This window comes from Peptoclostridium sp. AF21-18, assembly GCF_003478825.1.
Lineage (GTDB): Bacteria > Bacillota > Clostridia > Peptostreptococcales > Peptostreptococcaceae > Peptacetobacter.
The window spans coordinates 122,533-138,573 of record NZ_QUGE01000002.1 but is presented as its reverse complement, the minus strand read 5'-3'; the positions used below and the strand labels follow the sequence as shown (position 1 = coordinate 138,573).

General features: G+C 28.5%; 13 protein-coding genes. All 13 read left to right on the top strand.

The window, feature by feature from the left end:
• Positions 1 to 243 precede the first annotated feature (243 nt).
• Complete coding sequence (locus DWX74_RS02030; protein ID WP_118548472.1) at positions 244 to 819, top strand: xanthine phosphoribosyltransferase; 576 nt, start codon at positions 244 to 246, stop codon at positions 817 to 819.
• A gap of 235 nt (positions 820 to 1,054) precedes the next feature.
• Entirely contained in the window at positions 1,055 to 4,009 is a 2,955-nt protein-coding gene (locus tag DWX74_RS02025) for a sigma 54-interacting transcriptional regulator (RefSeq protein ID WP_118548471.1), read from the top strand.
• Positions 4,010 to 4,288: 279 nt separating this feature from the next.
• Positions 4,289 to 4,747 carry a PTS sugar transporter subunit IIA gene (locus tag DWX74_RS02020; protein ID WP_118548470.1) on the top strand — a complete coding sequence of 153 codons (459 nt, stop codon included), beginning with the start codon at positions 4,289 to 4,291 and terminating at the stop codon, positions 4,745 to 4,747.
• A gap of 36 nt (positions 4,748 to 4,783) precedes the next feature.
• The gene (locus DWX74_RS02015; protein WP_118548469.1) at positions 4,784 to 5,068 is read left to right on the top strand and encodes a PTS sugar transporter subunit IIB; all 285 of its coding nucleotides are present in this window, start codon (positions 4,784 to 4,786) and stop codon (positions 5,066 to 5,068) included.
• Between the two features lie 126 nt (positions 5,069 to 5,194).
• Positions 5,195 to 6,469 carry a PTS galactitol transporter subunit IIC gene (locus DWX74_RS02010; RefSeq protein WP_118548468.1) on the top strand — a complete coding sequence of 425 codons (1,275 nt, stop codon included), beginning with the start codon at positions 5,195 to 5,197 and terminating at the stop codon, positions 6,467 to 6,469.
• Positions 6,470 to 6,579: 110 nt separating this feature from the next.
• Entirely contained in the window at positions 6,580 to 7,617 is a 1,038-nt protein-coding gene (locus DWX74_RS02005) for a zinc-binding dehydrogenase (protein ID WP_118548467.1), read from the top strand.
• A gap of 25 nt (positions 7,618 to 7,642) precedes the next feature.
• Positions 7,643 to 8,695, top strand: a complete 1,053-nt coding sequence (locus DWX74_RS02000; RefSeq protein ID WP_118548466.1) for a galactitol-1-phosphate 5-dehydrogenase — start codon at positions 7,643 to 7,645, stop codon at positions 8,693 to 8,695.
• A gap of 499 nt (positions 8,696 to 9,194) precedes the next feature.
• The gene (locus DWX74_RS01995) at positions 9,195 to 10,688 is read left to right on the top strand and encodes a phosphomannomutase/phosphoglucomutase (protein WP_118548465.1); all 1,494 of its coding nucleotides are present in this window, start codon (positions 9,195 to 9,197) and stop codon (positions 10,686 to 10,688) included.
• 286 nt (positions 10,689 to 10,974) lie between these two features.
• On the top strand, positions 10,975 to 11,349 hold the full coding sequence (locus DWX74_RS01990) for a hypothetical protein (RefSeq protein WP_118548464.1): 375 nt from the start codon (positions 10,975 to 10,977) through the stop codon (positions 11,347 to 11,349).
• A 363-nt stretch (positions 11,350 to 11,712) separates the two neighbouring features.
• Positions 11,713 to 11,892, top strand: a complete 180-nt coding sequence (locus DWX74_RS01985; protein WP_118548463.1) for a hypothetical protein — start codon at positions 11,713 to 11,715, stop codon at positions 11,890 to 11,892.
• A gap of 167 nt (positions 11,893 to 12,059) precedes the next feature.
• The gene (locus DWX74_RS01980; protein ID WP_118548462.1) at positions 12,060 to 14,180 is read left to right on the top strand and encodes a DNA topoisomerase III; all 2,121 of its coding nucleotides are present in this window, start codon (positions 12,060 to 12,062) and stop codon (positions 14,178 to 14,180) included.
• 27 nt (positions 14,181 to 14,207) lie between these two features.
• Positions 14,208 to 14,786: a hypothetical protein gene (locus tag DWX74_RS01975; RefSeq protein WP_118548461.1), complete on the top strand. Its 579-nt coding sequence runs from the start codon at positions 14,208 to 14,210 to the stop codon at positions 14,784 to 14,786.
• 101 nt (positions 14,787 to 14,887) lie between these two features.
• Positions 14,888 to 15,955, top strand: a complete 1,068-nt coding sequence (locus tag DWX74_RS01970; protein ID WP_118548460.1) for a peptidylprolyl isomerase — start codon at positions 14,888 to 14,890, stop codon at positions 15,953 to 15,955.
• Positions 15,956 to 16,041 lie beyond the last annotated feature (86 nt).

The window sequence follows — 16,041 nt, the reverse complement described above, 5'->3', positions numbered from 1 at the left end:
AAAGCTGTATCTTTTATAAATTGATTTAGATAATAATTATTTCTTTAAAGTTTAACATTAAAACGAAAAATAGTCAATATTTATAAGAACAATTATTGCTTTAATCAAGAAAATATTCGCATAATTTTATAATATTTATTGAAGAATTTCTTGCAATAATATATAATTGAATATCATATAAATTAAGCAGATAAAAAAATTATATTAAAAAAATATAAAATTATAAAAATGGAGGTAAGAAGTATGGAATTATTAAAAAATAAAATATTAAATGAAGGTGGAGCAAAAGGAACTGACATAATACAGGTTGGAGCATTCCTTAACCATCAGTTAGATATAAACCTTCTTAATGAAATAGGAAAAGAATTCGCAGAAAGATTTAAAGATATAGAAAAAATAGATAAAATAGTTACAATAGAAGCTTCAGGAATAGCAATAGCATCTATAGCATCTCAGTACTTTAATAATGTTCCAGTTGTATTCGCAAAGAAAACAATATCTAATAATATGGATACAGATGTATATGAAACTTCAGTATATTCATACACTAAACAGAAAGAATACTCTGTAAGAATAAATAAACAGTACCTAAATAAAGGCGATAGAGTTATAATAATAGACGATTTCCTAGCTAAAGGTGGAGCTGTAATGGGATTAAAAGACATTATAGAACAGGCAGGAGCAGTGTTAGAAGGTGTTGGAATAGTAATAGAAAAAGCATACCAAGAAGGTAGACCAATACTAGAAGCAAATGGAATAAGAATAGAATCTCTTGTTTCTGTAAAGGCTATAAAAGATGGAGAAATAGAATTTAACTAATAGTAATATAATCGAAATATATGGCTAGTATTACAAAAATAAACGCTGAAAACTAAAAATAATTAAAAAAAGTAAATACAAAAATTGTAAAAATAAAACAGAAAAGAATCAGAAATAAAATCTGGTTCTTTTTTTATATAAAAATTTATGATAATAGTGATATATATTTATAAAAATAATATATAATTAGATAAGACTATAAAAATACTTAAAAAAAGAACTAAGGGAGATGTATATGAAAAAGATTTTACTTGAGATTCAAAATGAAGATAAAAAAAATCCTTATACAGATAAAGAACTCTCTGAAATATTAGGAATATCTAGAGGAGATATAGTTCAATTTAGAAAAGATAATAACATACCAAACTCTAGAGATAGAAGAAAAGAACTATTAGAAAATGAGTTATTAAATATATTAGCAGAAAATACTAATATAACTGAAAGAAAAATGACAGAAATTCTAGTGGAGAGAGGATTCGATATTTCAAGAAGTGCTGTATCAAAGATGCTAAAGAGCGATGAAATAAAAAATAGAATATATGAAATGAATTCTAAAAGTGATAAAGTTGCAGAAACTAATAATTCTAAAAAAGAAATAAATGTGGAAAACGTGTTAAAAATAAACAATCCTACTGAAAAAGAAAACGATTTTGAAATGCTCATAGGATATAATGGTAGCTTAAAAGAAAAGGTTAATTTAGCTAAATCAGCTATAGTGTATCCACCTAATGGACTTCATACTATGATTTATGGAGAAACTGGGGTTGGTAAAAGTGAATTGGCTAACTGTATGTATAAATATGCTGTTAGAACAGGTATAAAAGAAAAAGAATCTCCATTTATAGTATTTAACTGTGCAGACTATGCAGAAAACCCTAATATGCTTATGTCACAGTTATTTGGTTCTATAAAAGGAGCATATACTGGTGCATCTGAAAATAGAGAAGGATTAGTGGAAAAAGCAAATGGTGGAATACTGTTTTTAGATGAAATACATAGACTTCCAGCATCAGGTCAGGAGATATTATTCTCATTAATAGACAGAGGCGAATTTAGAAGATTAGGGGAGACTAATAATACAAGAAAGGCGAACGTTCTTATAATTGCAGCAACTACAGAAGATCCAGACTCAAATCTATTGGATACATTTAGAAGACGTATCCCAATGGTTATAACACTTCCAAACCTAGATTCTAGACCAAAATTAGAGCGATATGATATAATAATCAAATTCTTTGAAAGAGAAGCTATAAGAATAAATAAAAACATAATAATCACTAAAGAAGTGTTATATGGATTTATGAACTATAAATGTAAGTCTAATATAGGGCAGTTAAAAAGTGATATACAAGTAAGTTGTGCAAGAGCATTCAGTAAAAATCCCGATTCTAGCGATAAACTAATTATAGATGTAGATAGCCTTAGAACATATATAAAAGAAAGCATAAAAGATAATGAAGATAATCTAGAGTTTTCTTTTGATAGGGTAAATATAGAAGATACATACATAGATATAGATGAAATAAATTCCAATAAAATATGCCTATCTGAAGAAAATGTAGATGAAATATATAAATATGCTGAAAAAGAATTAAAGGTATTAGAAAGTAGACAGTATTCTCAAGAAGAAATAAAGAATCTATTTTTTGAAAGACTGGATAGAAAGTTTAATCAAATAAAGAAAAACAACATTATAGAAAACAGAAAAAAGATACATATAATGAGTGAAAATTTAAATCCAGAAACTATAGATATAATGAACAAAGTAATAATTGTTATAAAAAATCAATATAGATTTATAAATAATGGACTTTATATGGTTTTAGCTACACATATAGAAGAAGCTATTAAAAGGATTAGAAATGAAAAAAATATAATAAACCCTAGTTTAGAGAATATAAAAGAAAATATGTCTGAGGAATACGATTTAGCTAGATATGTAGTAACTATAATAGAAAATATAGCTAAAATATCTCTTCCAGAAGATGAAATAGGATATATTGCCTACTATATATATAAGTTTTGCATGAATGAAGAAACTATGGATAAAAAAGTAAAAGTAGTAATAGTAACTCATGGAAAAGTTGGTATAGAAATGTCTAAAGTTGTAAATCAAATTTTAGGAACTATGTGTACCTATGGTATAGAATTCCCTATGGATATGCCACCACAAAAGGGAATTGAAAAAGTGATGGAGGATATAAAAGCTTTAGATTTAAAAAATGACATATTGATGCTTATAGACATGGGATCTTTGGTAATTCTTGGAGACAAAATTGAAGAAGAATTAGGTCTTAAATGTAAGGTTATAAACAGAGTGGATACTATTTTAGCTATGGAGGCTGGAAAATCAGCAGTAATAGAAGGAAAAAATTTAGATAAGATAGTTGAAGATTTAAAGAAGAACAAATACTACTCTATAGTAAGTAATAAAAACTATAAGTCTAAAGATGTAAATAAAAAAGATTTAGTATTAACACTATGTTTAAGTGGTAGAGGTACTGCGTTATCTCTTAAAAATAGGATAGAGCAAAAGCTTTTAAAAGAAAATATAGAAAGTATAGAAGTAAAAGCTCTTGGTGTTATAGATGATAAAAAAGTAGAAGAAAAGATTAAAGAATTAGAAACAGAGTATAGAATAATAGCTATATGCGGAACATTAGAAACAGAAATAAACGATATACCATTTATACCATATACAGATATTCTAAAAGGAAATGGAATTGATAAAGTTATTCAATACTCTAAGTACAAAAAAGACAAAAAAGAAAATAAATTAGAGAACTTAATATATGAAGAGTTAATTTTAGATGATATAGAAGGTGTTTCTAAGGAGTATATAATAGATACACTTGTTGCAAAGCTAGAAGAGGGAGGGTTTGTAGATTCAAAATATATATTAAGCTTGTACAAAAGAGAGGCTATGGGTGGATCAGTGCTAGGTGGAAAGGTAGCTATTCCTCATGGATTACCAGAACATGTAATAAAACCAGCCATAGCAATTGCAAAACTAAATAAACCAATTGTCTGGGACAATGAGTTTATGGTGGAGGCAGTAGTACTAATAGCAATAAAAGAAAACAATAAAATAGAAATAAAAGAATTATTCAAGAAACTGAGTGAAGAAAACTTCTTGGATGAATTAAAAAATACCAAAAATAAAACAGATATAGCCATGTTGTTCTATTAAACTCTGGTTTGGTTTTATTTGTATTTAATAAAAAAATAATAAATGTTGAAAAATACACATTCTTGAAAAAAACAAAAAAAAACAATCAAAAAAAGTTTGGATTTTTTTGATTGTTAAACAAAAGATAAAAAAACATTTTCCTTAGGAAAACGTTAATTTTCCAATCAACCTAAACAATTAAAAAAATAAATCCAAAAATAAAAACAAAAAAATCAAAAAGTTGGCACGCTAGATGCTTTATAAATATAGTGTAAAAAGAAAAAAGAATGGAGGATAACAGTGGAAATCATAAAGTATATAAATGAGAACATGATTCTTCCAAGTTTAGAATGTAAAACAAAAGAAGAATTATTTAAAACTATTCACAATATAGGAATAGAGAATGGATATGTTAAAGAAGAATTTTATGAAAAAATTCTTCAGAGAGAACAGAATTTTCCAACAGGACTAAATTTAGGAGAAGTAGGTGTTGCTATACCTCATACTGATGCTGAATACATCAGAGAAGAATTTATAGCAGTATGCCAGTTAAAAAATGAAATAGAGTTTAAATCTATGGAAGACGCAGATGAAAGTGTAAATATTAAATTAGCATTTGTACTAGGTTTAAATCAGCCACATAGTCAGTTGACTATACTACAGGAACTAATGCAGTTAATACAGAATAAAGAAACTGTAAATGCACTAGTAAATGCCAACAATAAAGAAGATATTTTAAAGATAATCGAATCTTTATAATATAGATGAAAAATAATGTTTAGGAGGATGTAAAAAATGAAAAAAAGAATCTTAGTAGCATGTGGAGCAGGAATCGCAACATCAACAGTAGTTTGTTCAAAATTAGAAGAACTTATAAAAGAAAACAATATTGATGCAGAAATAGTTCAGTGTAAAATAGCTGAATGTGCAGCAAAACAAGATGAAGCAGATCTTATAGTATCAACAACAATACTACCAACAACTTATAAAATACCAGCTATAAAAGCTACAGCTTATATAACAGGTATAAATATAAAAGCTACAGAAAAACAGATACTTGAAGTATTACAGGGTGAATAATAAAAAATAGAGATAAATAGATTTTTCATCTATTTATCTCTAAGTAAAATTGGAAAATTAATATTTTAATATTATTTTTTAAATACATTATATTGTGGAAATTAACGTAATTAGGAGGAAGAGAAAATGGATAAAGTATTAGCAGTAGTACAGTACATCCTTAACATGGGACCAACTGTCATACTACCAATAACAATTTTAATTTTAGGTCTTATATTCAAAATTAAATTCTCAAAAGCATTAAAATCAGGGCTTACAATCGGGATAGGATTCGTAGGTATCAACTTAGTTGTAAACTTATTAACTACAACACTTGGACCAGCAGCACAGGCAATGGTTGAAAGATTCGGTCTAAGTCTTACTATAATAGATGTTGGTTGGCCAATGACAGCATCTGCAACTTGGGCATCTCCAGTTGCACCGCTATTAATACCAATATGTTTAATAGTAAACCTTATATTAATATATTTCAATAAAACTAAAACTTTAAATATAGACTTATGGAACTACTGGCATTTCATAGTAGCAGGAGCTACTGGATACATAGTAACAGGAAGTTATGTATGGGCTATAATATGTGCAATAATAATGGAATGTTTAGTTCTATATACAGCTGATAAAACAGCTCCTTATGTTCAGGAATTCTATGGATTAGAAGGTATATGTTTACCAACAGGATCAACAACTTCATTTGCACCACTAGGATACTTAGTAGGTAAAGTAGTTGAAAAAATACCTGGAATAAACAAATTAAATGCAGATCCAGATAGTATACAGAAAAGATTCGGTATATTTGGAGAACCTATGATGATGGGTATAATATTAGGTCTTATATTAGGAACACTTGCAGGATATGAAGTATCAGAAATATTCAACGTTGGTATGTCAATGGGTGCAGTTATGTTCTTAATGCCAAGAATGGTTAAAATACTTATGGAAGGTCTAGTTCCAATATCAGAAGCTGTTAGAGACTTCTTACAGGAAAAATACGAAGGTAGAGACCTTTATATAGGACTAGATGCTGCTCTTGCAACTGGACATCCTTCAGTTTTATCAACAGCTCTTATATTAGTGCCTATAACATTATTATTAGCAGTAATATTACCAGGAAATAAAGTTCTTCCATTCGGTGACTTAGCTACAATACCGTTCTATGTAGCATTCATAGTATGCTTCAGAAAAGGTAATATAGTTCAGTCTGTAATAACTGGAACAATAGTATTAGCTATATCATTATACATGTCTACAAACTATGCTCCTGTACATACAGAATTACTTCAGCAGGCTAACATGATGCCAGAAGGAGCTGCTATTGTATCAAGTATAGATACTGGTGGTAACTTATTCAAATGGGCAATATTAAAACTATCTCAGCTTGTATCTGGGCTAGGAATATTCTAAGTAATATTTGATTAAAAAACTAAATAAAATAAATAGAAGCTCTTTTCTTAAATTTTAAGAAAAGAGCTATATTTTAGGACATAAAGGCTAATTATAAGGAGATGTGAGATATGAAAGCAGTTGTAAAAACAAAACCAGGATATGATAATATCGAAATACTAGACATAGAAGAACCAAAAGTTGAAGCTGATAAAGTTAAAATAAAAGTTGATTATAGTGGAATATGTGGATCAGACATACATTCTTTCAAAGGAGAGTATGCAAATTTAAAAGCTCCAGTTGTACTAGGACATGAATTTGCAGGAGTTGTTGTAGAAGTTGGAGAGGATGTTAAAAATGTAAAAGTAGGAGACAGAGTAACATCTGAAACAACATTTGCAACTTGCGAAGAATGTATATACTGTAAAACAAAAGACTATAACTTATGTGGAAATAGAAAAGGTATAGGAACTCGGATAAATGGAAGTTTTGCAGAATATGTTCTTTCAAGAGAAGAAAGTATACATGTTCTTCCAGAAAATGTATCTACATTAGAAGCAGCATTTACAGAACCTTTAGCATGTTGTTGTCATGCAGCTCTAGAAAAAACAAGTGTATCTGAAGATGATACAGTGTTAATAATAGGTCCTGGACCAATAGGAATATTATTAGCTCAGGTTGTAAAATCTAGAGGTGCTAAGATAATAATGTCAGGTGTTGAAAAAGATATACCTAGATTAGAATTAGCAAAAGAATTAGGCGTTGACGTAATAGTAAACGTAGGAAAAGAAAATCTTGAAGATGTGGTAAATAGAGAAACAAATGGAAATGGTGTAACAAAAGTATTTGATTGTTCAGGATTTATGCCAGCAGTTAATCAGGCATTAAGACTAATACAGAAAAAAGGTACTTTTGTACAGGTTGGTATATTTGCTAAAAAATTAAATGAAATGGATCAGGATGCAATAATCCAGAGAGAAATAACTTATGTTGGAAGTAGATCACAGAAACCAAGTTCTTGGGATTTAGCACTAGACCTTCTTTCAAGCAAAAAGGTAAATGTGGAAAAACTTATAACAAAGGTAGTTTATTTAGATGATTTCAAAGAAGGAATGGAAGCTCTAATAGCTGGAACAGAAATAAAAGTAATAGTTAAATCATTTAATTAAATTAAATATAAGGAGTGATAATATCATGAAGGCACTAAATTTATATGGGGCAAGGGATATTAGATTTGAGGATACAAAGAATCCTGTCATTGAAAATGATAATGAAATAATAGTAAAGGTAAAAGTAGCTGGAATATGTGGATCTGATGGACATAGATACGCACAGTTAGGACCTTATATAGAAGGTATGACTTGGGGACATGAGTTTTCAGGTGTAGTAGAAGAAATAGGTAACAATGTAAAAAATGTAAAAGTAGGAGATAGAGTAGCGGTTTGTCCAGCTCTATACTGCGGAGAATGTGAATCTTGTAAAAAGAGAGAATTTGCAAGATGCGAAAAATTAAAGGTAATAGGAGCTAAAGATCCTGGTGCATTTGCTGAATATGTAAAAGTTCCATCAGAAAATGCTTTATTAATACCAGATGAAGTTAGTTTTGAAGCAGCATCTATGGTAGAGCCATCTTGTGTATCTCTTCATGGGCTATACAAAACTGGATTAGAACCAGGAGATGATGTTGCTGTTATAGGGTGTGGAACTATAGGACTGCTTGCTATACAGTGGGCAAAAGTGTTCGGTGCAAAAAGAATAATAGCTTTAGATATAGATGATAAAAAATTAGAACTAGCAAAACAGCTTGGAGCAACGGATATAATAAATTCTATGGGGGTAGAACCTTGCGAAGAGCTTGAAAAAATAACTAATGGAAGAAGAGCGGATGTAGTTGTTGAATCTGCTGGTTCTCCTATAACATCTGCACAGGCATTTTCACTAGCTAAAAAAGGTGGAAAAGTAGTGTTCTTAGGAATACCTTATGGAGATGTAATGGTAAAAAGATTCTATTTTGAAAAAATAGTTAGAAATGAATTACAGGTATTTGGTTCTTGGAATGCAATATCATCTCCATTCCCAGGAAAAGAATGGACTACAACAATAGAATTTATGAGACAGGGAAAAATAAAAACTGAACCTTTAGTAACTCATAAATTACCATTATCAGAAGGATCAAATATGTTTGAAAAAGTAGCGGAAAGAAAAGAATACATAGGAAAAGTTCTATTCTATCCAGAAGAAAATTAATTAAGTTATCAACCTAACTCCAAACATTAATATAAAAAAAGATGCTACGGGGCAAAATAATTGTCCAGTAGCATTTTTTTTGAAAAAAATAAAAAAAAGAGCAATAGGATTAATCCCATTGCCTACTTTTGAACCTAAAGCTTGTTTTACATATTAATTGTCAGAATATAACGATTCAAATTTTAAAAATATAAAATCAAAAATGAAATTTAAAATATTAAGTAAATTATTGAAAACTTCTAAACAGTGTCTTTATTAACTCTGTACAAGTTAATGTTATCACGAAAACATTAATTTGTCAAAAGATAAATTTTTGAAATGAAAAATAAAATTACAAAAAAATATAAAAACAACTTAACAAGAAAAAAATACTCATTAAAATTATGAAAATTAAATAAAAGGTATTTAGAAAGTTCTTTTTTCTTGAAATTTGTTGCATATATCTTGAAATATTTCTATAATTAAAATGATAACTAAAATAGAGGTAGGAGAATTTATTATGGAAAAAATTTATAAATTACAGAATGGAACAGACATAAGAGGGGTTGCATACCCTAATGATGAAAAAGAAGTAACTCTTACAAAAGTAGAAGTGGAAAAAATAGCTAGAGCATTCCATGTATGGCTAAAAGAAAAAACTGGAAAAGAAAAAATAGTTGTAGCTGTAGGAAATGATTCTAGAATAACAGGAGAAGAATTTAGAAATACAATAATAGAAGCATTAACATCTCAGGGATGTGATGTAGTAAATTGTAAATTATCAACAACTCCATCAATGTTTATGACAACAGTTATGGACGGATACAAATGCGATGGATCAATAATGATAACTGCAAGTCATCTACCATTCTTCTACAATGGATTAAAATTCTTTACAGAAAATGGTGGTCTTGAAAAAGCTGATATAAAAGCTATGCTTGATATAGTATGTGAAGGAAAAACAGTAGAATCTGCTGAAAAAGGTTCTATATGTGAAAGAAACCTTATAGACGATTACGCTGAAGTATTAGTTGATAAAATAAGAAAAGGTGTTAACTCTGAATCTTGCTACGAAAAACCATTCGATGGAATGAAAATAATAGTGGATGCTGGTAATGGTGCTGGTGGATTCTTTGCTGAAAAAGTACTTGAAAAATTAGGTGCTGATACAGAAGGAAGTCAGTTCTTAGAACCAGACGGAATGTTCCCTAACCATATACCAAACCCAGAAAACAAAGAAGCTATGGCAAGTATAAGTAAAGCTGTTATAGACAACAAAGCTGACTTAGGTATAATATTCGATACAGACGTAGATAGAGCTGCATTAGTTGGAAAAGACGGATCTTTCATAAATAAAAATGCTCTTATAGCTGTAATATCTGAAATATTATTAGAAGAAAATCCTAACACTACAATAGTAACAGACTCAATAACATCTGTAGGATTAGCTGAGTTTATAGAAAACCATGGTGGAAAACACCATAGATTCAAAAGAGGATACAAAAATGTAATAAATGAAGCTATAAGATTAAACAACGAGGGGGAAGAATGTCACTTAGCAATAGAAACTTCAGGACATGCTGCAATAAAAGAAAACTACTTCCTTGATGACGGAGCTTATTTAATAGCTAAAATACTTATAAAAGCTGCGAAAATGGCTAAAGAAGGAAAAACTATAGAATCATTAATAGCTGATTTAAAAGAAGCAGCAGAAGAAAAAGAAGTTAGAATAGGAATAAATAAAGAAGACTTCAGACCATACGCAGAACAGATATTATCAGAACTAAGTGTATTTGTTGAAGAAAGTGACAACTGGTCATTAGTTCCTAAAAACTACGAAGGAATAAGAGCTAACTGTACAGGTGAAGGAGAAGATGGATGGTTCTTAATAAGAATATCACTTCACGAACCTCTATTAGCATTAAACATAGAATCAAATGAAATAGGTGGAACAGATAAAATATACGCTACACTTAAATCATTCTTAGAAAACTATGATTTAAAAGGATTATAAAATAAAATTTATAGCCTAAAATAACTATAGAATAAAATTACAACTAATAAAAATTTCATAAAATAAGAAATTACAAAAGATTACATTTATGCCAAAAAGCGTTACAATTATGTAACTCAAAATGACAGAGGTGTAATCTTTTTTTATGCTTTTTAGTGGTAAAATAAGTATAACAAGATAAATAAAAATAAATTAAAACAAAAAAATTTTTAAGAGACAGGTATTATAAAAGCGAATAATAGAAATGCAATTATAGATAGATGTCACAAATGAAGGAGTGATCAATATGAAAAAAACTACAAGAACAATAATGATAGCTACACTATGTGCAGTATTAGTAGGAGGAATAGTAGCACCAACAGTTAGCACTGTATCAGCTGCATCAAAACCAAGCAAAGTAGCTACAACAGTAGTTAAGAAAAAAAGTACTAAAAAGCTATTAAGTCAGGAACAGGCTTTAAATATATTAAACAAAATTGATAACAGTGTAGAATATATCTACATGGGAACTGAAAAAGATTTTGATGCTTTACAGGCTAAAAAATTAAAAGGTTTCATATTCTTACCAGATGAAGAAGGAGATATGGGATACTTTGTAAACAGTAAAAATGGTCAGGTATTCTTCTTCCATCCAAGTGGATATATGGAAAGAATAAAATAAATTAGTCCTCTCAATTTTACAATCAATATATAAATCATATCAGAGGGAAGGGATATCTTATAGGTGTTCCTTTCTTTTTTTATTTAAAAATACCTTTTATACACGAAAAAATACCTTTCATACAAATTGTATTGAAAAGAGAATAGAAAAGAATTAATATTTATACAAATAAAAGATAAAATTTAGAAAAAATTTAGTTTTAATGAACTTTATCTTTAGTATATTACTCTATAATTATGAATAACAAGATGAGAGAATAAAAAAATATATATAACTGATTGTAAAATTCAAGAGAAAGGAGAGCTACATATTTTCTGATAAAGTTGGAAACTAGTAGTAGCAACTATAAAAATGGTGACAGATATGTATAAGGATAAAGATAACAAGAGAGAAACTGCAGCAAATATAATAGCTATAGCAATAATATTTGTAGTAATTCAAATAATAGGAATGATAGTTTGTATGCTAGTATTTCAAAATAATCTAATAATGTCTATAATTGTAATGACAGTATCAAATATGTTACTTTACAAACTAATGTAGAATTAAAGTGAATTTAAAATAAAAAAATGATAAATTTTTCTATAAAAAAGTAAATAATAAAAGACAAAATAGAGAAAACCTCTTATAAATTAAAAACTTGTATCGATTATTAGATATAAAAGTATTATAATATTCTGTACAAAGTAAATTTATGAGAGGTAATTTTTATGGGAAAAATATTAGTACTTGCAGAGAAACCATCTGTTGGAAAAGATATAGCTAATGTACTTAAATGTAAAAATGAAAAAAATGGATATATAGAAGGCGATAAATATATAGTAACGTGGGCACTAGGTCATCTAGTTACACTTGCAGATCCAGAAGGATACAATCAAAAATACAAGGAGTGGAAAATGGAAGATCTTCCAATTATACCAAAGTATTTAAAAACAGTTGTAATCAAAAAAAGTGGTAAGCAATATCAAAAAGTAAAAACTTTATTAGAAAGAAACGATGTATCTGAAATAGTAATAGCTACAGATGCTGGAAGAGAGGGAGAGCTAGTTGCTAGATGGATTATAGAAAAATCTGGAGTTAAAAAGCCTATGAAAAGACTGTGGATATCTTCAAACACAGATAAGGCTATAAAAGAAGGATTTACAAAGTTAGAATCATCTAAAAAATACGATAGATTATACGACTCAGCACTTGCAAGAGCTGAAGCAGATTGGATAATAGGAATAAATGCAACTAGAGCGCTCACAGTTAAATACAACGCACAACTATCTTGTGGTAGAGTGCAGACACCTACTTTAAACATGGTTATGAAAAGAGAAGAAGAAATAAAAGCTTTTGAACCTAAAAAATTCTATGGAATAGAAGTAAAGGTAAATAAAGCAGGAAGTGTCATAAAATTAAATTGGAAAAATAATAAAGGAAATACATCAGTATTCAACGAGGAAATAGTAGATAAGATTATAAATAAAATAAAAGGAAATAATGTAGAAGTAAAAAAATACTCTGTAAAAACTAAAAAGAACTATTCACCTCAGTTATACGATTTGAATGAAATACAAAGAGATGCAAATAAAATATATGGATATTCTGCAAAGGAAACTTTATCTACAGTTCAGAGCTTGTACGAAAGACATAAACTACTTACATATCCTAGAACAGATTCAAGATATATTTCTAGTGATATAGTAGATACTTTAAAAGACAGAGTAAATGCTGTAAATATTGGGGATTACAGAAAAGTTGCAAATAGTGTTTTAAAAAGAAAAATAAAAGTATCTAAATCATTTGTAGATGATTCAAAGGTAGTTGAACACTATGCAATAATTCCAACAGAGGAAAGGGCATTTTTAAATGATTTAACAGCCAAAGAAAGAAATATATACGACTTAGTTATTAAGAGATTTTTATCAGTTCTTTATGATCCTGAGGAATACGATGAAACAAGTATAGAATGTGAAATAGCAGGAGAAAAATTTACTGCTAAGTTTAAAAATATTAAAAAATTAGGATGGAAAGAGCTTTATTCTAATCAAGATGAGGATGATGTATATTCATCAGTTGCTATATTTAAAGAGGGTGAAAAATTAGAAGTTAGATCTATATCAAAAACAGAAGGTAAAACAAATCCACCTTCTAGATTAAATGAAGCATCGCTTTTAACAATAATGGAAAAAAATAATCTTGGAACAGTTGCAACAAGGGCAGATATAATAGATAAACTATTCTCATCATTCTTATTAGAAAAAAAGGATAAAGATATAATAATAACATCCAAAGGAAAGCAGCTTCTTGGATTAGTTCCTGAAAAACTAAAAAGTGCAGAGATGACTTCTGAATGGGAAAGAAAACTTCAGAAAATATCAGAGAATAAATTGAATAAAAATGTATTTATGAATGAAATAAAAGATTATTCTAAAAAAGCTATAGACGATATAAAAAATAGTGATAGTCAGTTTAAACACGACAATCTAACTAGAAACAAATGTCCAGAATGTGGGCACTATATGCTAGAAGTAAAAACAAAAAGAGGGAAAATGTTAGTTTGTGAAAATAGAGAATGTAATACTAGAAAGATGTTATCTCAAACTACAAATGCAAGATGTCCAGAGTGTCATAAAAAGCTTGAATTAAGAGGAGAAGGGGAAAATAAAATATTTGTATGTTCTTGTGGGTACAGAGAAAAGCTATCTTCTTTTAACAATAGAAAAAAAGAAGAAAAAAATAAAGCATCTAAAAGGGATATTAATAAGTACTTGAAGGATCAAAATAAAAAAGAAAATGAAAACTTTAATAATCCTTTTGCCGACGCATTGGCTAAATTAAAAAAATAGATGCTAATAAAAACAGGAGGCAATAAAATGTATAGTAAAAAATTAGGATTAAAGAAAATAACAACAATAATTTTAACTATATTCTTTATAGGCTCTTTAGGATATTTCCTATACACAAAAGATAGTATGGGTATATCAGTATCTGTATTTTGCTTGATACTTACAGTAGTGCTTTATCAGGTAAATAAAAGATTACCTAAACTGCTTAGTGATGGATTGTATAGTGTATTCATGTGGTATGCGTGTATAGCATCTGTTTTAGGATCTGGATATGGATTCTATGATATACCTCACTATGATGATTTTCTACATGTGACTTCTGGATTATTGACTGTTACAGCAGCGTATACATTCATCAAATTTTTCAATACAGATGAACAAATAAGCAAGATGAATATTATATTTATAGCGATATTTATGTTTATGTTCAGTATGGGAATTGCTTCATTATGGGAAATAGGAGAGTTTAGTATGGACCATATAATGCATACACATACTCAAGTAGGAGGACTTACAGATACAGTAATGGATATGATTGATGCTCTTGTAGGATGTTTAGTATCAATTCCATATGCATTGAAAAAAATAAGAAATAAAAAAAATTAAGAATCTAGTCAATTCAAATCATTTTCATAAATGTTTCATATTATATACATAGCGATAATTTATATTATAAATAAAAGATATTGATTATTTGGAGGAATAGAATGGGTAATAAAAATATTTTTTCGAAGATAAAAAAATATATATCAAAATTACTCGATTCAAAATTATTAATAGTAATTGCATTAGTATTGATATTTTTGACTATGCTCTATGTATATATAAGACCTGTAGATAGTAACTTAAAAAATGATTCTAAAGAAGTAGTTGCATACATAGACGGAGAAAAACTAAGATTCAATGAAGTAGAAAAAAGAGCCGAAGAAGCATTCTATATAGATAAAAATAATATAATAGAAAATATAGGTTCTGATAATTATAAACGAGAACTAATCAAGTATGTTGTATACGAAGATATTCTTTATAGAAAAGCAAAGGAAGAGAATGTACATGTAACAAGACAAGAAATAGAGGATACCTATGATAACCTAGAAAAATTTATAACAGGTAAGATTGGGTTGGATGAAGATGAGTTTAAAAGTAAGTATGCTGACGACAAAAATAAATTAGTAAAAAGCATGAGAAAGACTATAAAAGCGTACAAGTATCTAGATAAAAAAACGCAGGTTAGTGATTCGGAAGCTAGAGCATATTATGACGCTAATAAGGATAAATTTAGAGAAGGAGTATATAGAGATATATTTATAAGTACTGTAGATAACTCAGGTAAAAAGCTTAGCGATGAAGAAATAGCTGATGCTGAAAAGAGGGCAAATGCAATCTATAAAAAACTAGAAGAAGGATATACGTTTGAAGACTTAGAAGAAAAGTACTCTGAGGATATAGGTGGTACTATACCAGGTGGACTAGGGGGTCTTGAAATGAGTTTTACAGATAAGAATTTGAGAAAAAAAATTTCGACTTTAAAAGAAGGAGAATATATAGAAAAACCTCTAAAAAGTATTTATGGATACCACATTATAAAAAGAATTGGTACTGAGGAAGAATCTTTTGACAAAGTAAAAGAGGAAATAAAAAGTATGCTTTCTTATAAAAAACAAATCAAACTTATGGAAGAATTGATGAAAGAGTACAATGTTGAAATAAAAGATAAATATAAGATAAAACTAGGTGCAGCAGATTTGTTGCACCTTTTTAAATTTTTGATATAAATATAAAAATTAGAAGGAATTGAAAAATTTAAAAAGAATAATATAATATAGAAAAAATATATCTACAAAGAGAAGGAGTGTTTTTT